This is a genomic window from Sinorhizobium sp. P24N7 (assembly GCF_042436655.1).
In the GTDB taxonomy this organism is placed as follows: domain Bacteria; phylum Pseudomonadota; class Alphaproteobacteria; order Rhizobiales; family Rhizobiaceae; genus Sinorhizobium; species Sinorhizobium meliloti_A.
On record NZ_JBHMIW010000011.1, the window covers coordinates 13,984 to 31,084 of the forward strand.

At 63.2% G+C, this 17,101-nt stretch carries 15 protein-coding genes and 1 other annotated feature; of the genes, 4 read left to right on the forward strand and 11 right to left on the reverse strand.

Annotated features, from left to right (window positions below; genetic code table 11):
* The first annotated feature begins 246 nt into the window (after positions 1 to 246).
* A complete protein-coding gene (locus ACFHWW_RS19695) occupies positions 247 to 1,626 on the forward strand; it encodes a sodium:alanine symporter family protein (RefSeq protein ID WP_275600100.1) in 1,380 nt (459 codons plus the stop codon).
* Positions 1,627 to 1,706: 80 nt separating this feature from the next.
* Here the strand turns inward: ACFHWW_RS19695 and ACFHWW_RS19700 are convergent, their stop codons facing one another.
* The 7 genes from ACFHWW_RS19700 to ACFHWW_RS19730 all read right to left on the reverse strand — a co-directional run bounded on the left by ACFHWW_RS19700 (position 1,707) and on the right by ACFHWW_RS19730 (position 10,049).
* Positions 1,707 to 2,075 (reverse strand): RidA family protein, encoded by a 369-nt coding sequence (locus tag ACFHWW_RS19700; protein WP_100670960.1) that lies wholly within the window; start codon positions 2,073 to 2,075, stop codon positions 1,707 to 1,709.
* 77 nt (positions 2,076 to 2,152) lie between these two features.
* A complete protein-coding gene (locus tag ACFHWW_RS19705; RefSeq protein ID WP_379940288.1) occupies positions 2,153 to 3,448 on the reverse strand; it encodes an NAD(P)/FAD-dependent oxidoreductase in 1,296 nt (431 codons plus the stop codon).
* Positions 3,449 to 3,502: 54 nt separating this feature from the next.
* A complete protein-coding gene (locus tag ACFHWW_RS19710) occupies positions 3,503 to 5,068 on the reverse strand; it encodes an ABC transporter substrate-binding protein (RefSeq protein ID WP_379940290.1) in 1,566 nt (521 codons plus the stop codon).
* Positions 5,065 to 6,432 (reverse strand): MmgE/PrpD family protein, encoded by a 1,368-nt coding sequence (locus ACFHWW_RS19715; RefSeq protein ID WP_379940292.1) that lies wholly within the window; start codon positions 6,430 to 6,432, stop codon positions 5,065 to 5,067. Before ACFHWW_RS19715 ends, ACFHWW_RS19710 begins: the two co-directional genes overlap by 4 nt.
* Positions 6,433 to 6,457: 25 nt before the next feature.
* On the reverse strand, positions 6,458 to 8,230 hold the full coding sequence (locus ACFHWW_RS19720) for a dipeptide ABC transporter ATP-binding protein (protein WP_379940294.1): 1,773 nt from the start codon (positions 8,228 to 8,230) through the stop codon (positions 6,458 to 6,460).
* Positions 8,230 to 9,111 carry an ABC transporter permease gene (locus ACFHWW_RS19725; RefSeq protein ID WP_100670950.1) on the reverse strand — a complete coding sequence of 294 codons (882 nt, stop codon included), beginning with the start codon at positions 9,109 to 9,111 and terminating at the stop codon, positions 8,230 to 8,232. The genes ACFHWW_RS19720 and ACFHWW_RS19725 overlap by 1 nt, the downstream gene beginning before the upstream one ends.
* The gene (locus ACFHWW_RS19730) at positions 9,108 to 10,049 is read right to left on the reverse strand and encodes an ABC transporter permease (protein WP_026168699.1); all 942 of its coding nucleotides are present in this window, start codon (positions 10,047 to 10,049) and stop codon (positions 9,108 to 9,110) included. The genes ACFHWW_RS19725 and ACFHWW_RS19730 overlap by 4 nt, the downstream gene beginning before the upstream one ends.
* A 244-nt stretch (positions 10,050 to 10,293) precedes the next feature.
* Here ACFHWW_RS19730 and ACFHWW_RS19735 point away from each other — a divergent pair, with 244 nt between their 5' ends.
* Positions 10,294 to 11,058 carry a helix-turn-helix domain-containing protein gene (locus ACFHWW_RS19735; RefSeq protein WP_338282262.1) on the forward strand — a complete coding sequence of 255 codons (765 nt, stop codon included), beginning with the start codon at positions 10,294 to 10,296 and terminating at the stop codon, positions 11,056 to 11,058.
* A 145-nt stretch (positions 11,059 to 11,203) separates the two neighbouring features.
* On the opposite strand, the gene ACFHWW_RS19740 is transcribed toward ACFHWW_RS19735, so the two are convergent.
* From ACFHWW_RS19740 to ACFHWW_RS19755, 4 genes are all read right to left on the reverse strand, one after another.
* The gene (locus tag ACFHWW_RS19740) at positions 11,204 to 12,691 is read right to left on the reverse strand and encodes a SulP family inorganic anion transporter (protein ID WP_100670946.1); all 1,488 of its coding nucleotides are present in this window, start codon (positions 12,689 to 12,691) and stop codon (positions 11,204 to 11,206) included.
* A gap of 67 nt (positions 12,692 to 12,758) precedes the next feature.
* Positions 12,759 to 12,814, reverse strand: a sequence feature (sul1 is cis-regulatory element that is thought to sense ions involved in sulfur or methionine metabolism; They are found in Alphaproteobacteria).
* A 93-nt stretch (positions 12,815 to 12,907) separates the two neighbouring features.
* Positions 12,908 to 14,101, reverse strand: coding sequence for an MFS transporter (locus ACFHWW_RS19745; protein ID WP_379940297.1), 1,194 nt, complete (start codon positions 14,099 to 14,101; stop codon positions 12,908 to 12,910).
* A 309-nt stretch (positions 14,102 to 14,410) separates the two neighbouring features.
* Positions 14,411 to 15,340, reverse strand: a complete 930-nt coding sequence (locus ACFHWW_RS19750; RefSeq protein ID WP_379940299.1) for a substrate-binding domain-containing protein — start codon at positions 15,338 to 15,340, stop codon at positions 14,411 to 14,413.
* A gap of 128 nt (positions 15,341 to 15,468) precedes the next feature.
* Positions 15,469 to 16,326, reverse strand: a complete 858-nt coding sequence (locus ACFHWW_RS19755; protein WP_379940301.1) for an SDR family oxidoreductase — start codon at positions 16,324 to 16,326, stop codon at positions 15,469 to 15,471.
* A gap of 195 nt (positions 16,327 to 16,521) precedes the next feature.
* Between ACFHWW_RS19755 and ACFHWW_RS19760 the strand changes: the two genes are divergently transcribed.
* Both ACFHWW_RS19760 and ACFHWW_RS19765 read left to right on the forward strand, forming a co-directional pair.
* Positions 16,522 to 16,764, forward strand: coding sequence for a hypothetical protein (locus tag ACFHWW_RS19760; RefSeq protein ID WP_102761472.1), 243 nt, complete (start codon positions 16,522 to 16,524; stop codon positions 16,762 to 16,764).
* A 55-nt stretch (positions 16,765 to 16,819) separates the two neighbouring features.
* The gene (locus tag ACFHWW_RS19765; RefSeq protein WP_003532118.1) at positions 16,820 to 17,011 is read left to right on the forward strand and encodes a hypothetical protein; all 192 of its coding nucleotides are present in this window, start codon (positions 16,820 to 16,822) and stop codon (positions 17,009 to 17,011) included.
* Positions 17,012 to 17,101: the final 90 nt, after the last annotated feature.

A 17,101-nucleotide genomic window follows, 5' to 3' on the forward strand; every position in this document is an offset into this window, starting at 1 on the left:
ACTTCTATGTATGATCGCGGCTCCCGAGGGGGCCCGCATGTACCTATCGCGCCTGACGAACCGCCTCCACGGGTACCGCCTGCTTGTTCGCAGACGGGGGACACCCAGGCGTCCTCGATCGAAATGAATCAAGGTGCCTGTGGCCCATGAACAAGACGGGCTTGCAATATTCGCCGGTGAAGTTAGTCAGGCCGCAGGCGTGCGCAGGCTCGCGGAAAGACAGGCACCAGGGAGGAGAGCAGTCTCGTGGAAGCACTCAACCAATTCTTTAACTGGCTCAACGGCATCGTTTGGGGCGTGCCCATGATCGTGCTGATCATTGGCACCGGTCTGTATCTTCAGCTTCGTCTGGGCTTCATGCCGATCCGCAAAGTGGGCTACGGCTTCCGCATGATCTTGAAAAGCCGCAGGCCGGGGAGGGCCGCCGAAGGCGAGATTACGCCGTACGCCGCGCTGATGACGGCGCTCTCGGCCACCATCGGCACGGGCAACATCGCCGGCGTCGCTACCGCTATCGCGGTGGGTGGACCCGGTGCGCTGTTCTGGATGTGGATTACCGCCTTCGTCGGAATGGCGACGAAATACGCCGAGGTCGTCGTAGCGGTGAAATACCGCGAGGTCGACGACAAAGGCGAACACGCCGGCGGACCGATGTTCGCCATCAAGAATGGGCTCGGGAAGCACTGGCAGTGGCTGGGCACCGCCTTTGCCATCTTCGGCGGACTGGCGGGTTTCGGTATCGGAAACATGGTTCAGGCCAACGGTATCGCCAGTGCGGTCGAGAACGCCTTCGGCATCGAGACCTGGATCAGCGGCATCGTGATGACCGTCTTGACGGGTGCGGTGATTCTCGGCGGCATCAAGCGAATCGGCGCCGTGGCCGAGAAGGTCGTGCCCTTTATGGCGATCTTCTATCTCACCTGTGTGGTCGTCGTCCTGATCGTCTTTGCCGGCAACATCCCCGAGGCGATCGCCACCATCTTCACCCAGGCATTCAGTCCGACGGCAGCCACCGGCGGCTTCCTCGGCTCCACTGTACTGATGGCGATCCGCATGGGTGTGGCGCGCGGGATCTTCTCGAACGAGGCGGGCCTCGGTACCGCCGGTATCGCACAGGCTGCCGGCTCGACCGCCAATCCCGTTTTCTCCGGCGTCATCGGCATGATGGGGACGTTCATCGACACGATCATCGTCTGCACCCTGACCGGTCTGGCGATCATGGTGTCGGGCGTCTGGGCCTCGGGCGAAACCGGAGCGGTTCTGAGTTCTGCGGCCTTCGAAGCGGCGCTGCCCGGCTATGGGAATTATCTCGTGACCATCTCGCTGGCATTGTTCGCCTTCACGACGATCCTCGGCTGGGCCTATTATGCCGAGAAGTGCTGGGAATACCTGATCGGAACCGTGAGCGCGATACCGTTTCGCATCGTGTGGACCGTCGCGGTGTTCTTCGGCGCCACCCTCAGCCTCGACTTTGCCTGGCTGGTGGCCGACACGCTGAACGCACTGATGGCTATCCCCAACCTTATCTCGTTGCTGCTCCTGTCCCCGGTCATCGCCCAACTGACGCGCGACTACTTTGCCGAAGAACGCGCCGTCACCGGAGTGCCGTCGCGCAGCCGGAGCTAGCTGGCCAAGCGTGCGTGCGGGAAGGTTCGCAGAGCGTTCCTGCACGCGCGCTGGTTTGCGATCTTAGGCGCTGAATCGCTCTAAAGCTCCATCACCTCCGCATCGCCGAAGGCCGCGGTCACCATGATTTCTACCCGCATGTCCGGGTCGCCGAGCTCGACGGCGCAGCAGCATCGAGTTGGCGGGTTCTGCGGTGCCACCCATTCCTTCCAGACCGCATCCATCGCGGCAAAATCGGCCATGCTGGTAATCCAGACTTCGGCGGTCAGCAGGCGTGACTTGTCCGTGCCTGCGCGTGCAAGCAACTCGTCGATTTTCGCCAGCGTTTCCCGCGTCTGGGTGGCGACGTCACCGGCATTGTCGGAAAACTGGCCGGAGAGGTAACAGACGCCGTTGTATTTCACGAGGCGGCTTCTGCGTGCGTTCACGTCAAAGCGTTCCACTTTCATGATCGGTTCTTCCCTTAGAGTACTTCCAGGAAAAGTGCGTATCGGCTTTCCGTCCGGAAGTGCGTCGTTCAAACTCTCTAGGCTTCCAGGCCCGCTTTGCGGCTCTCGATTGCCGAGACGATCTGGAAGCCGATACTGCGGAAGGGTTCGGGGGCGATCAGGCTGGCCGTTCCCATCGCGCCGCTGACCCTTGCCGGATCGCCGGTGCCGAGCATCAGCTCGGCGAGGTGCCGGCCGAGCATCGTGCCCTTTGCTATCCCGCTGCCATTACAGCCGCCGGACGCGAAAAGGCCGTCATCGAGCTTGCCCCACCACGGCGCGCCATTCATGGTGAACGCCGTCGCGCCGCCCCAGACATATTCCAGGTCCACATGGCCCAAACCCGGCCACCGCCGAACAAAGCGGTCGCGCAACTTCGCGGACGCCTCCTCCACGGGCACTTCGTGCTCGTGGGCATAAAGGGAGCGCACCATGAGACGGTCGCGCCCGATGCGCCGCAAAGTCGTCCCAAGCCGATGAGAGGGCAGGAGACCCCATGCCGGCGACTGGCCGAGATGGCCGAGGTCTGCCTCGGGGACCGGGCACGTCACCGCGGCATAGGTAAAGATCGTGGTCATGCGGAGCTTGAGATAGCCGAAACGCCGGATGAACCCGTTGTTTGCGAGAGCGACGCTTCGCGCGCGCACGACGCCGCCGTCGGTCAGGAGCTCCCAGCTCCCGCCGTTCCGCTTCAATCGTTGGACCGCCGTATTTTCGTAAAGGTCGATGTCGTCCGGCAGGGAGTCGGCAAGGCCGCGAATGAGGGCTGCCGGTTGCAGCAAATAGGTGTCGTTCAGATAAATGCCGAAGCGGTAATAATCCGATCCGATGCGCTCGGCTATTTCGTTCCGCCCCAGCACCGTGTGGCTTATTGCGTTGGCCTTCGCGACTTCGACGACCTGCCTCAGCGAGGCCTCCCCGGCTTCCGTCGCCGCAGCACGGATGGATCCGACTTTCTGCAGCTCGCATTCGATGCCGGCATCTGCAATCATGCCTTTGAGCCAGTCGAAGGATTCCCTCATCAGAGCCGTTTGACGCCGCGCTTTCTCGGCGCCGGCAAGGGTGGCGGTGCGAGGCAGCACTTCGGACCCGGTGAAACCGGAATTGCGGGCCGAAGATCCTTCTCCGACGGATGATGCCTCGAACACGGCGATGCTTGCCTGCGGATCGAGTTCACGGAGCCGGCGCGCGATCGCCAGGCCGGTGTAGCCGGCACCCACGATGGCATAATCGACGGTAAGGTCGCTCTGCAACGGCGAGCGGGGTGTACGCTTCGGGAGCATTGCGTTCCAGCCGCATGGGCTGGAATAGATCGGAAAAATCTCTTTGGACATAATGGGTTCATCACACAATGAATTGGGCTGCGGTTTCCCGCAGCCCGTGGATTGTTATTCCGTGAAATGAGTGAGTTCGGTCACCTGCGGCCCGAGCGACATCGAGCCCTTGAAATCGAAGCCCCAGTCGAGGTTCTTGCGCCGCGCCCACACACCTGCTGTCTCGGTTATCGGAACCCCGCAGACCGCCTCGATGATCAGCCGCTGTGCTTCGTGCCACAGCTCCAGCTGCTTTTCCGGATCGGTTTCGACACGGGCTGCCTCGATCTGCTTGTCCGCCACGTCGCAATGGCTGAAGTTCGTCACCGCAGCGGGCGATCCGATGGCGCTGTTCGAATGGAAGAACTGGCTGAGATAGACATCCGCTACCGGGAAGCGGGCTGCACCGTAGGTCACGAGCGGGCTCAGGTCCTGGCGGATCATCTGGTGCCAGGTGGCGTGCTCGACCGGCTGCAGCTCGAGATTGAAGCCTGCCTCTCGAAGCTGAGCCTGAAGGATCTGGTTCGAGGATTCATAGCTCGGCAGCTGGCTCGAGACCATCTTGACCGTGATGCCGTCCGGATGGCCTGCCTCGGCAAGCAGTGCCTTGGCCTTTTCCGCATCGAAGGCCACCAGGCCGTTGTCCTCGGTGTAGCCGAGATTGTTCGAGGGAATGACCGACTTTCCCACGCGGGTGAATTCGGTTCCGCGATAGGCGGCGACACGGCTCGGATCCACGGCGTAGGCCAAGGCACGACGGACCCGGATGTCGTCGAACGGCGCTTTCTTGGTGTTGATGTGCAGCACGGTCAATTCGGCTGGATCGAAGATGTCCACGGTGGTGCCGTCGACCGCCAGGGTGCGTTTCAGCCAATTCGGGTCGGCAAGCCCTGTGGCCGCGTCGACCTCACCGGCGAGGAACGCCAGATCGCGTGCAGCCGCAGCATTGAGGAAGCGATATGTCACCTTCGTCAATTTCGGCGCGCCGCGGAAATAATCCTTGTGGGCACTGAAATGCACGGCCACGCCGGGCTCGATCGAGTCGAGCTGGAACGGACCGAAACCGACCGGACGGCGCGAGAAGTTCTCCGCCCGTTCTTCGTAGGCCTTCTTGCTGACGATGAAGCCGCCGGCATAGTTCGCCAACGGACCCAGCACGCTCGGAATGGCGTTCTTCAGGGTGATGCGCACGGTATAGGGATCGACTGCCTCGATCTTGTCGAAGGAGGCGTAGTCGGTGGCGAAGGCCGAACGCTCGGGATCCGCTGCCTTCTGCAGGCTGAAGACGACGTCCTCGGCGGTCACTTCACCATAGTTGTGGTGGAACTGGACACCCTTGCGCAGTTTGAAGGTCCAGACCAGCTTGTCGGGGCTGGATTCCCAGCTTTCGGCAAGGTCCGGTTCGATCGAGGCGGGGTCGGTCGTGCCGGGAGCGAAGCGGACCAGGCCGCCGAATATCCAGGCGACCAGGGTGCGGTCAGTGGTGCTCGCCGAATAATGAGGATCGAGATTGCCGATGTCGGCTGCTGCCGCGCCGAGAGTGAGCTCCGTCTTTGCGGCCATTGCCGGCAAGGGAGCGAGCGCGCTGCCAGCCATAATCGCCGCCAGGACCAGAGCCCTCGGGAACTTGAATTGCATCATTGCGCTACCTCCTTGATTAGCATGATGTTGCGTTTGTTCAGATTGTATTGGCGAGGGTTCAGCACGGAGAAAAGCGGCCCAAAGCCATGGTCCAGAACCCCGTCGAGTGCCGGGAGAATGTCGTTCAGCCAGCCGGATTCGACGCTTGCCGCGCCGATCCTGCGGAATTTCTCCTTCACCTGTTCGCGCGACATCGGATTGGCGACGTCGCCGAGCGGGTGGAGGACGGTGGCGGTCTGCGGACCTTCGCCTTGATCGATGATCACGCGGCAGGGCGTGCCCCCGGGGAACGAGCCGGCAAAGTCCTCATGCGCGACCAGCTCGATGCGGCCGGCGAGATCGAGCACGTCCGGATCCTGCAACCGGTCCGGATCGACGGGTTGCAGGGCCGATGGTCCGTACAAGGCTGCCAGAGCGCAGCTGAAGTAGAAGCTGTATTGCCCCGCCTCGAGCGATTTCGGCGTGCGGGCGTTCGAAAGCCTCAGTCCCTGCGGGAACGTCTCGATCCGAAGGCTGCGGATCGCCTTGCCGGGCTGGCGCAATTGGAGAACCGCGTCGATTGCAGCGTGCATGTACCGGCAGCAGGCATAGGGTTTGAGATAACACTGCTGCAGCCACCAGCTTTGCCCGAGGCCGCCGGTGAGGATTTCGCGGTTGAAATGCGAGGGCCTGTCCAGAAGGTCGAGGGGGCCGGTCGCTCCGGCGCGTGCGCGATAGGCGCCGGTCAGCCCCGCCGTCACCGCCGGCGGGATCGCCTCCTTCACGGTAGTTCCCTGATATTTCGAGCTGCCGGTCGGAAAGCTTATGGGCCCCTCGGCGCCGGCAATGGCCATTGCATTTGCAAGCTGTCCGGCGGTCAAGCCGAGCAGTCGTCCGGCAGCAGCGGCAGCTCCGTAGCCAACCCAGCGGCCACTGCTGTAGGTGTCGATGGTCGAGGTGGGACGAGACGACGCCACGCGCAGCGCGACGTCGTAACCGAGTACGATCGCGCTCATGATCTGCTCGTCGCTCGAGCCCGACGCCTGCCCCACGGCCAAGGCCGCGGGGATGACGCCTGCTCCGGCGTGACCGGCGGCACCGCGGTGGCCGTCGTCGATGTCGAGGGCGCTGGCGGCCGCGGCATTGGCCATGGCCGCACCGGCAGGCGAAAGGTTGATGTCGGTCAGCCAGACTGCCGCCGGTCCGGCTCCGTACAGATCGACGGCGGCTTCGCGGGCGGCCGTCGCAAGAGGCGAGTGCAGGCCGGCGGCCGTCGCAGCCATCAGGTCGGCCAAGAGAAGCGACGCGGCTTCACGCGCCTGTCCGCCTATGTCTGCCGCCGGGCAACCGGCGACAAAGGCTGCAAGCTCTTCGATCGTGTGCAAGTCGGTAGTCCTTCTGCGTTGGAGGTCAGGTCGCACTGCGGATGAAGTGCCCTTCGGAGGCCATGGACCAGCGGGGGGCCGGGGCCTGGTATGCGAGAGGCTTGATGGGACTGCGCGGCTGGGTGACGGCCACGCCCTGGGGCGGGCGCCGGCCGCGCTGGTCGGGATGGGTGATCGGGATGGCCGAAAGCAGGCGCCTGGTATATTCGTGGCCCGGCCGGCCGATAACGTCCTCGGTCTTGCCGATCTCGACGATCTCGCCGAAATACATGACCGCCACGCGATCGCAGATCCGTTCTACCGCGGCCATATCGTGGCTGATGAACAGATAGGAGACGCCGAATTCCTTCTGCAGATCGATCATCAGGTCGATGATCTGGCCTTTGATCGCCACATCGAGCGCGGAGACCGCTTCGTCGGCGATGATGAGCTTCGGCGACATCGCCAGTGCGCGCGCGATGCAGATGCGCTGCCGTTGGCCGCCCGAGAATTCGTGCGGCAGGCTCGAGGCGCGCGCAGGGTCGAGGCCGACCCGCTCCATCAGCCATTGCATCTTCTCGAAGGCTTCGGCGCCCCTGGCGAGCCCATGGACCTGCATGGGCTCCATGATCGCAGAGCCGATCGTCTGCCGGGCATCGAGCGACCCGTAGGGATCCTGGAATATCATCTGCACGTCGCGCCGCATACGGGCGAGGCTCTGCGGGTCGTCATAGTCCACGCGCTGCCCGCACACCCGCACATCGCCGGAACCGATCGGTGCGAGGTTTATGACGGCCTTGCCGATCGTCGACTTGCCGGAGCCGGACTCCCCCACCAGACCGAGCGTTTCGCCTTTCGTTATGGCAAGCGATGCACGTTCGACCGCGTGAACCATTCCCGTCAGGCGACCGAAGAATCCACTGCGTACGGGAAAGCGCATGGTGAGGTCGGTAACGTCGAGTACAGGCGTTTCGCCGGTGATCGAGGCCGGCACGCCTTGCACCGGCTGAGCAGGAACGCTGATCTCGCTGAGTTTTCCCACGAGGCTGGGAGCGGCTTCTATCAGGCTGCGGGTATAGGCGTCCTTCGGATTGGAGAAGACCTCATGGACGGTGCCGCTCTCGATTTCGCGTCCCCGGCGCATGACCAGCACATTGTCGGCCAGCTCGGCGACGACGCCCATGTCGTGCGTGATGAACAGAACCGCAGCGCCGGTCTCACGCTGAAGGTCTTTCAGCAGGGCCAGCGTCTGAGCCTGAACCGTCACGTCGAGTGCGGTCGTCGGTTCGTCGGCGATGATCAGCGCGGGATCGCAGGCGAGAGCCATGGCGATCATCACGCGCTGCCGCATTCCGCCGGAGAAGGTGTGCGGGTACTGGTGCATGCGCGCTTCCGGGTCGGGGATACGCACCTTCCGCAGCATCTCCAGTACGGCTTCCCTCAGCGCCGCACCTTTGAGCCCCCTATGGATGCGGATCACCTCGGCGAGCTGGTCGCCCACGCGCTGGACTGGGTTCAGCGACGTCATCGGCTCCTGGAAGATCATGCTGATCCGTCCGCCGCGCACCTGCCGCATTTCCGGTTCGGCCAGTGTCAGGAGGTCACGATCATCAAGCGTGATCGAGCCTCCGGCTCGTGCGACGCGCTCGGGCAGGAGCCGCATGATGGCAAGCGAGGTAACCGATTTTCCGGAGCCGGATTCTCCGACCAGCGCGAGAGTGCTCCCCGCAGCGATGTCGAAGCTGAGATCATGAACAACCGTGGTGCGACCGAAGGAGACGCTGAGATTGCGGACCGAGATGACAGGCTTCTTCTCCATCACGAGGCATCCTTAAGGCGGGGGTCGATGGCATCGCGCAGGCCATCGCCGATCAGGTTGAAGGCAAGGACCAGAAGCAGGATCGCCAAGCTGGGGACGAGTGCGAGATGGAAAGAGCTCAGTATGTTGTCGAACCCGTCGCGCACCATGCCGCCCCAGGTCGGCGTCGGCGGCGCCAGCCCCAGACCGATGAACGCCAAAGACGCTTCGGTGCGCACGGCAGTGGCCATCCACAGCGAGGCCATGACCATCACCTCGGGAAGGATCGCCGGCATGATGTGCCTGAAGAGAATTCTCGGGCCCGAGAACCCCATTGCCTGGCACGCCTGCACATATTCGCGGTCGCGCTGTGTGATGACGCCGGCACGGGCGATGCGTGCGAAAGCGGGCGTTGCCGTGAATGCGATCGCGATGATGATGTTGGTCAGCGTGGCGCCCATCAACGCCACGAGCGCGAGGCCGAGAATGAGCGAGGGAAAAGCCAGCACCACATCCATGATCTGCATGAAGACGATGTCTATGCGGCCGCCGACATAGCCGGCGATCATGCCGATCAACGTGCCGACGATCAGCGCCGTCAGGATGGCGAAGAACCCGATGGTCAGCGAGTATCGTGCTCCGTAGAGGATCCGCGACCAGATGTCTCGACCGAACTGGTCAGCGCCCAGCCAGAAGTTTGCGCCGGGCTCGGCCAGCTGGTCCATGATGTTCTGACTTGCAGGATCGTGCGTCGCCAGCTGCGGCGCGAAGATCGCGGCCAGGACCAGCGCCAGAACGATGAGCATGCCGATCCAGGTCGATGCGTTCAATTGTGCGGCAAAATCACGAAAGGCGCTTCTGCGGCTGATCGGCCGTGAGGGTGTGATGCTGGCGTCGGTCATTTGTACTGCACCCTCGGATCGAGAAAGCCATAGGTCAGGTCGGTCAGCAGGTTCACGACGACGACCATCAGCGTGTAGATGACGATCATGCCTTGAAGCAGTGTGTAGTCCCGCTGCGTGAGTGCCGTGAGGATCAGCTTGCCCAGGCCGGGGCGCGAAAACACGATCTCAGTCAGAACCGAATTGCCGATCAGAATGCCAAGGTAGAGCCCGACGACCGTGGTGATCGGGATCATGCAGTTTCCGAGAGCATGCCTCCAGATCACGGCGGCGGGGGTGGCACCCTTTGCGCGTGCCGTGCGCACGAAATCCTGATTGAGCACCTCCAGCATCGCCGAGCGGGTCACGCGGGTGATGTAGGCCATCATGATCAGTGCAAGCGCCAGTGTAGGCAGCGCCATTTGCCGAAGCCGGTCGGCTATCGTTTCACCGCTGCCTGCGCTGATGACGGGAAACCAGCGGAACTGGATCGCAAAAACCATCAGCAGTACGATTGCCGCGACAAAGGCCGGAAGCGAAAGGCCGAGCAGTGAAATGAACCGCAGAAGGTAGTCCGGGAGGCGATTGCGCCTTACGGCAGCCCAGACGCCGGCGGGAACGCCCAGCACCACGCCTAAGGCGAGTGCCGCGATAGTCAGCTCCATCGTATAGGGCAGAACTGCGAGGATTTCTTCCGAAACCGGCCGGCCGGTCACCATCGACTTGCCGAGGTCGCCCTGCACCGCTTGCAGGAGAAACTGGCCGTATTGCACGAGGACGGGCTGGTCGAGGCCGAGCCGGGCATGCAGGGCAGCGATGCTGGCCGGACTCGCCTGGTCTCCGAGAATGACGAGAGCCGGGTCCCCCGGCAGAACCCTGACGATCAGAAAAACCAGGGTAAGCACGCTGAACAGGGTCAGGATCGCGAACCCCAGGCGCTTGATCAGAAATGGCAGCATACACTCGCCCTTTGTCAGACCCCGGGCAGGATGGAGGCGCCTGACAAAGCATACCCGGCCGACGCCTGCGCCGACGATCGGGCGCAGGAAACCGGTGAGCGACAGCCTCCTCTCCTGTCCGGAAAACTCCGTTTCCTTGGTGGTCACGATGCTGGCAATCGTCCATCATGTCAAACAAATTCCTTTAATCGAGACGAAAACGCCTGTATCGTTCCGATTATAGGAATATAATGAAAGTAACATCATGTCTGGAAGCGTCGCCTCCTCCCTCAACGCCGAGAGGGCACTGGAGATACTGATCGTCCTCGGGGATGCAGGGCCGGACGGCTTGAGTCTGGCCGAAATTGCCCGAAGGACGGGGAGCGCGAAGTCGGCCGCCCACCGCAGTGTCGCCGCGCTGCTGCAGAAAGGCTTTGCCGAGGCGGCGGGGCGCTACGGGCACTACCGGCTGGGCCCGGCCATCCATATGCTCGCCAAACGGCAGGAGCGGTTGGAGTCCCAGATCCAACTGATCCGGCCCGGCATGACCGAATTCGCGCGGCGCACCGGGTTCACTGTCTACCTGATGGTGCAGGCAGGCGTGGATGCCGTTTGCGCCGAAATGGTCAGCCGATCCACGCGCAGGCAGTTCACGATGGGCGTGGGCGCGCGCGTGCCCATGGGCGTTGCCGCGGGAAGCGTGGCCTTGCTTTCGATGCTGCCCGAGGACAATGCGGCACAGATCATCGAAGCGAATTCCGAGCGCTATGCAACGCACCCGGCGCTGCGACACGTCGATGCCGGTGTCGTGACGAAACTGGTAAGCGAGGCGCGCGGTCGCGGCTATGCGGTCAATATGGGCTATTATTTGCCCGGCGAGGGCGGCATCGGCCTACCGGTCCCGCGACGTGGCCAATACGAAGTGAATGTTGCGGTTTCATTCAATGCGCCGCTGGAGCTGATGAACGATGTCTGGATCGCGGAGATAGTAGAGAACCTGCGGGAGTGTCTCGGCGGTACGCTGCTGTAGTCGTGAGCCGCAGGGTACTTTTTCGGTATAGTTCCATCTTACTTTAAATGAAAAGCCGCAGGCGGCCGTGCTCGCCGGAAGGGCAACCCGTGTCCTTGTGGACGAGCCCCCGGGCTGATCCTGTCCGACCCGGGGTCTCGTGAATTCAATGTGTTGCGGTGAGCGCCGCGCCTTCGCTCTTGTCGTGGACGGCGAAGCGGTCGAGCATATGAGCGCTGGCCTCGTTGAGGCCGATCACCTCGACGGTTACGCCGTGGCGGCGATATTTAAGCACCACCTTGTCCAGTGCGCCGACTGCGGTGATGTCCCACAGATGCGCCTCGCCGACGTCGATGACGACCTTTTCCAACGGCTCGGCGAAGTCGAAGGCGCCGATGAAACCCTCGGTCGAGGCGAAGAAGATCTGGCCGTCGACATGGTAGGTGCGTACCGTGCCGCTCTCGTCGAGCATCGAGCGGACATGGAAGAGGCGGGCGACCTTTCCGGCGAAGAACACCCCCGACAGAAGCACCCCGACCAGAACGCCCTTTGCGAGATCATGGGTGCCGACCGTGGTGACGACGGTTGCCAGCATCACGACGGAGGAGGGCAGGGGATTGCGGCGCAGGTCGAGGATGGAGCGCCACGAGAAGGTGCCGACCGAGACCATGATCATGACAGCCACGAGTGCGGCCATCGGAATGATGCGGACGAGGTCGTCGAGGACGAGGATAAGGAAGAGAAGGAAGGCGCCGGCGACAAAGGTCGAGAGCCGCCCGCGCCCGCCGGAGGTGACGTTGATCACCGACTGGCCGATCATGGCGCAGCCGCCCATCCCGCCTATGAGACCGGAGGCGATGTTGCTGGCGCCCTGGCCGATGCATTCCTGGCTCTTGTTGCTCGTCGTGTCCGTCATGTCGTCGACGATCTGAGCGGTCAGAAGGGATTCGAGCAGCCCGACGGCGGCAAGCGCCACGGAATAGGGGAAGATGATCTGCAGCGTTTCGAAGGTGAGCGGCACCTGCGGCAGCGCGAAGATCGGCAGGGTCGACGGCAGTTCGCCGAGATCGCCGACCGTGCGGATGTCCATGCCGGTCCATAGGGCCACCGCGGTCAGAACGGCAATGGCGACGAGCGGCGAGGGAACCGCCCTGGTGACGTAAGGAAACAGGTAAATGATCGCGAGCCCCGCCGCGATCATCGCATAGGTCACGTGCGGCACGCCGATGAGTTCCGGAAGCTGCGCCATGAAGATCAGAATCGCAAGCGCATTGACGAAGCCGGTGATAACCGAACGGGAGACGAAGCGCATCACCCGGCCGAGCTTCAGGAAGCCGGCTGCGATCTGGATGAGCCCCATCAGCAGGGTGGCGGCAAAGAGATATTGGAGGCCGTGATCCCTGACGAGCGTCACCATCAGGACGGCGGTGGCGGCCGTTGCCGCCGAGATCATCCCCGGCCGGCCGCCGGTAAAGGCGGAGACGCAGGCGATGGCGAAGGAGGCGAAGAGGCCGACCTTCGGATCGACGCCGGCGATGACCGAGAAGCCGATGGCCTCCGGGATCAGTGCAAGCGCCACGACGATGCCCGATAGGACGTCGGCGCGGATATTGGAGAACCATTCGCGTTTATAGCTGGCAAGTGTCAGTTTCATGATTTTCTTCGCAAGAGTAGCACACCAGGCCGGCGGGAGGCCGGCTCGTCATGGTTTGATGCTGTTGCGTTGTCTGGCGGATCGGCGGCCAGAAGAGCCACCCGGGGTTTCACCGGGTCCGGGGTGAGTACCGGCTTTATACGGACCGGCTGCTGCCGATGCAATGATGAATTGTGCGCTGCCGCAATTCCGGCGGCAGCGCGATGTTTCGCAATCTCAGCCGCTGACGGTGGCGGGCTCGCCGCACACCGTTTCGCGGCGGTCGAGAACGCCGCTCCAAAGCGTGAGCAGGAGCGCGCCCGAAACGAGAATGGCACCGACCCATGGCGTGGCAGCGAGGCCGAGCGGAGAGGCGACCACCAAGCCGCCGAGCCACGCGCCGAGCGCGATACCCAGATTGAAGGCGGCGATGTTCAGCGCCGAGGCGACGTCGACGGCACCGGGCCGGTGCTCCTTGGCAAGCTGAACCACGTAGAGCTGCAGACCCGGTACGTTTGCGAAGGACAGGAAGCCGAGCGCGGCGAGCGTCACGAGCGTCAGCACCGGCGAGATGGCGGTGAACGAGAAGATCACCAGCACCAGCGCCTGGAGCAGGAAGAGCCCGACGAGCGCCTTGACCGGATTGGTGTTGGCGATCCGCCCGCCGGCGATGTTGCCGATGGCAATGGCGACGCCGTAGAGCACGAGGATCAGGCTGACGCTCTGTTCGGAAAAGCCGGTGACCTCTTGCAGGATCGGCGCCAGGAAGGTGAAGGCGACGAAGGTGCCGCCATAGCCGAGCGCCGTCATGGCGAAGACGATGAGCAGACGGCCGGAACCGAGCACCCGCACTTGATCGAGAAGGCTCGCCGGCGCGGCTTTGGTGAGCGTGCCCGGAAGGAGGGCGGCGATGCCGGCAAAGGCGACGACACCGAGCGCCGCAACGCCCCAGAACGTCGCCCGCCACCCGAAGATTTGGCCGATATAGGTGCCGATAGGAACGCCGGTGACGATCGCGACCGTCAATCCCATGAACATCATGGCTATCGCGGAAGCGCGGCGGTTCTCCGGTACGAGATCGGCGGCGATCGTCGAGCCGACCGAGAAGAAGACGCCGTGGGCGAAGGCCGAAAGCACCCGTGCGACGAGCAGCACTTCATAGTTCGGTGCGAGCGCCGCGGCCGTGTTCCCGGCAATGAAGAGCGCCATCAGCCCGAGAAGCAGCGGCTTGCGTTCGATCCGCCCGGTCAGCGCCGTCAGGACCGGCGCGCCGAAGGTGACGCCAAGCGCGTAGACGCTGACGATGAGGCCGGCAAGCGGCAGCGTAATTGCGAGGTCGGTCGCGACCGTCGGCAGCAGACCGACGATCACGAATTCGGTGGTTCCAATCGCATAGGCCGCGATCGTCAATGCAAAGATGGCCAAAGGCATGGCAAATCCTTTCCGCCCGCCATTCGCGGTCGCGAAGCGGGACTCGAAGACGTTGGCGATGGTTGACGTTTCGCAGTGCAATATGCTGCAGCCGCCCGGCCGCGAGAAGCACCTCGCCAGTCGCAATGCCTGTGAATGAAATTCACGAATGGTTGCCGGTTTTCCCCGAAGTGACTCTCGTCGCTGTCAAACGGTGCGACGAGGCCGGGCGAAACAGTCGTCCGACCTGCCGGCCGCTTTCCCTGCAGGCGGTGCGAGGGGAAAAGCGGCCGGCGGACGAGAACTGGATGAGGTCCCGGGAACCAGGGCCTACTGGTTGGCCGTGGCGTAGTCCTGCATGTTCTGCGGCGTCACCAGTTCGAAGGGAACCCAGATCTGCCGTTCGGTCTTCTGGCCGCGCGAAAGGGCGACGGCGGCGTCCATGGCGGCAGCCCCTTGGGCGATCGCATTCTGAAAGACGGTGACGTCCAGATCGCCGGCAGCCATGGCGGCCAGGCCGTCCGGCGTTGCGTCAATGCCCCCTACGACGACCTTGGACATGTCGACGCCCGCCGCCTTCATGGCCTGGATAGCGCCGATGGCCATCTCGTCGTTATTGGCGATCACGGCGTCGAACTCCCGTCCGGTCGAAAGCCAGTTGGTCATGATGTTGGCGGCTTCGAGACGATCCCAATTGGCGCTCTGCTCCTCGATGACGCTCATGCCCTTGCACTCGTCCGTGGCGATCACGTCATGGATGTCCTTCGTTCGGACGAGCGAGGAGTGATTGTTGAGCGGTCCCATGAGGACATAGGCCGCGCCCTTGCCACCGAGCAGCCGGCACACTTCCTTCGTTTCCAGCGTGCCGGAATCGACCTCGTTGGAGCCGACGAAAGCAGCCGTTTCGGGTAGCTTGTCGACAGCGGCCGGCGGGTGGTTCGCGTAGACGATCGGGATGCCCGCGTCGCTCGCCATCTTGGTCAGCGCAGGTGTGCTGTCCCCATCGACGGCGATGACGATGATCGCGTCGACGCCGGAGGAGACGAAGTTCTGCACCTGATCGAGCTGCCGGCTCGGATCGTTCTGCGCATCCTCGACCTGGACGGTGATGCCGTCGAGCTTGGCGGCCTGGTCCTGCATGCCGTCGCGCAGGATGGTCAGGAATGCGCTGTCGGAGCGGGCGATGGTGATGCCGATGTTTTCGGCGTTGGCCGCGCTGGCGAAGAGAGCCAGTGCGGCAGCGGACAATATGCGTTTCATGAAAAGTACCTCCCTCGGGCGACTGCGAAGCCGGGAGGAAATGGAATACGAATTCTGAAGAAAATCAAGATGAAATGTACATTTCATTCGGGTGCAATCGACGAGCCGTTCGCCGACCGCCGGCCGCTCTAGAGGAACGGCTTGCCGCCGGTCACGGCGATCGTCGCACCGGACACGTAGCTCGACATGGGGTCTGCGAGCATGACATAGGCCGAGGCGAGCTCCACGGGCTGCCCCGGACGCTTCATCGGCACCTGCTTGCCGAAATTCGTGACCGTATCCTCGGGCATGGTGGAGGGAATAAGCGGCGTCCAGATCGGTCCCGGAGCCACGACGTTCACCCTTATTCCCCGCTCGGCCAGCATCTGAGCGAGACCGGCACTGAAATTGTGAATCGCGCCCTTGGTGGTCGCATAGGCAAGCAGGATCGGATTGGGAGCATCGGCATTGATGGAGGCGGTGTTGATGATGGCGCTGCCCTTCTTCATGTGCGGCACCGCTGCCTTGGTCAGGTAGAACATCGCGTGCATGTTGACTCGGAACGTCAGCTCCCATTCCTCGTCGCTGATGTCTTCGATGTTCTTGAAGGTCGCCTGTTGGGCCGCATTGTTGACGAGGATGTCGATGCCGCCGAGCTCCCGAACGGCCGTTTCGACAATCCTGCGGCACTGGTCGGACGACTGGATGTCGCCGGCGGCAAGCACGGCCTTGCGGCCTGCTTCCTCCACCAAAGCCTTGGTGGCCATCGCGTCGTCATGCTCGTTCAGATAGCTGATGAGAACGTCCGCTCCCTCGCGCGCATAAGCGACCGCCACGGCCCTGCCGATGCCGCTGTCCCCGCCGGTGATGATGGCTCTCTTGTCCTTCAGGCGTCCGGAACCCTGGTAGGAGTTTTCCCCGTGATCGGGCAGCGGCTGCATCCGATCGGTGGTGCCGGGCATTTCCTGGGTTTGGCGGGGAAAGGGAGGGTGCGGAAATTTTTCCATGGTCACGAACTCCTTCGCAAGGCTCCTTCTGGATTGGCGATCGGCATCGCTGCGCTGCCTCCGGCGAGTACGCGACCCTAACTCGGGCAGATTGGCTTTGTTCCGGGCCATGGCGGCCTTGAGAGGACCGCCGATGGAACTTCGCCTACGGCTTCACGTTGCCCTCCTGACCCAATGAAACAGCAGGAGAGTAAGATGGAGAGAGCCAAGCGCCCATCCGCGGCCCCCCTTGATGTGAAGACCGTGCAACCGCCTGTCGAGAATGACAGCGACCTGCGCCCGGAGGCCGACAAACCCCCGATCGAACCGGACGAGATCCCGAACGCCAAGGCCGCGCGGGAGGCGGCGCGTTTGAAGAGGGATGAATACATCGTCAAGTCCGACCTGGAGGATGCCGACCAGCGCAATCCCCTGCCCGACATGAAAGACCAGGAATGAGTGCGATCCGGATGCATAGTGGTCGGTTCGCCTTGCAGCTTGATGGAGAATGACGATGAAAACGCCAAAGGAAGGTGCGCCCGGCACCACCGAGCAGTCGCCGCGGTGGGAAGGACCGAAGGAGACGCGCCCGAGAGGATATCTCCCCGCCAAGGATGATCCGGAACGCGATCGGGACGCCGTCGGCGAGAACCTGAAGGATCCGCATCGCGGCAAGGTTTCGGACGCCGGCAAGACGAAGCGTTAAAGGGCCGGCGCTGCCGGAACATCTTCGCTCCCTCGCGGTTCCACAGGCGGCGGGGGCATGCTTGTAATGTGGTTGCGGCCGGCGTGCGGA

Excerpts from the sequence above, each read along its gene's own strand:
- ACFHWW_RS19745 (WP_379940297.1), bottom strand. The coding sequence starts at position 14,101 with ATGCCTTTGGCCATCTTTGCATTGACGATCGCGGCCTATGCGATTGGA.
- ACFHWW_RS19740 (WP_100670946.1), bottom strand. The coding sequence starts at position 12,691 with ATGAAACTGACACTTGCCAGCTATAAACGCGAATGGTTCTCCAATATC.
- ACFHWW_RS19735 (WP_338282262.1), top strand. The coding sequence starts at position 10,294 with ATGTCTGGAAGCGTCGCCTCCTCCCTCAACGCCGAGAGGGCACTGGAG.
- ACFHWW_RS19705 (WP_379940288.1), bottom strand. The coding sequence starts at position 3,448 with ATGTCCAAAGAGATTTTTCCGATCTATTCCAGCCCATGCGGCTGGAAC.
- ACFHWW_RS19760 (WP_102761472.1), top strand. The coding sequence starts at position 16,522 with ATGGAGAGAGCCAAGCGCCCATCCGCGGCCCCCCTTGATGTGAAGACC.
- ACFHWW_RS19750 (WP_379940299.1), bottom strand. The coding sequence starts at position 15,340 with ATGAAACGCATATTGTCCGCTGCCGCACTGGCTCTCTTCGCCAGCGCG.
- ACFHWW_RS19755 (WP_379940301.1), bottom strand. The coding sequence starts at position 16,326 with ATGGAAAAATTTCCGCACCCTCCCTTTCCCCGCCAAACCCAGGAAATG.
- ACFHWW_RS19730 (WP_026168699.1), bottom strand. The coding sequence starts at position 10,049 with ATGCTGCCATTTCTGATCAAGCGCCTGGGGTTCGCGATCCTGACCCTG.
- ACFHWW_RS19710 (WP_379940290.1), bottom strand. The coding sequence starts at position 5,068 with ATGATGCAATTCAAGTTCCCGAGGGCTCTGGTCCTGGCGGCGATTATG.
- ACFHWW_RS19725 (WP_100670950.1), bottom strand. The coding sequence starts at position 9,111 with ATGACCGACGCCAGCATCACACCCTCACGGCCGATCAGCCGCAGAAGC.
- ACFHWW_RS19765 (WP_003532118.1), top strand. The coding sequence starts at position 16,820 with ATGAAAACGCCAAAGGAAGGTGCGCCCGGCACCACCGAGCAGTCGCCG.
- ACFHWW_RS19720 (WP_379940294.1), bottom strand. The coding sequence starts at position 8,230 with ATGGAGAAGAAGCCTGTCATCTCGGTCCGCAATCTCAGCGTCTCCTTC.
- ACFHWW_RS19700 (WP_100670960.1), bottom strand. The coding sequence starts at position 2,075 with ATGAAAGTGGAACGCTTTGACGTGAACGCACGCAGAAGCCGCCTCGTG.